1 pseudogene is annotated in these 255 nt (G+C 64.7%); it reads right to left on the bottom strand.

Annotation, left to right across the window (positions count from 1 at the left end):
• Window positions 1-255 (bottom strand): annotated as a pseudogene (locus tag RhoFasB10_RS26875) (IS21 family transposase); the annotation flags it as partial.

Below are 255 nucleotides of genomic sequence, written 5' to 3'. Positions count from 1 at the left end.
AACCGAGTAGCGGTTGCCGCGATAGGACACCAGGGCTTGTCGAGAGACGACACGTTCGGTGGACACGATCGCTGGATACGCCGCGGTCGGCAGTGGATGCAATCCTTCGGCAGTGGCCAGGGTCGCGACCGATGCTCGGCCGTCCTTCGTCGGCCGCAACCTGGTGTCGCCGCGCAGACTGCAGAACCGATCGAGATTTGCTTGTGCCCCCTCGACGGTCAGGTCGTCAGCGAGAGTGCGCCACCAACGCTGTGC

This window comes from Rhodococcus sp. B10 (assembly GCF_011770055.1).
Classification (GTDB): Bacteria; Actinomycetota; Actinomycetes; order Mycobacteriales; family Mycobacteriaceae; genus Rhodococcoides; species Rhodococcoides kyotonensis_B.
This window is presented reverse-complemented; position numbering and strand designations above follow the sequence as displayed.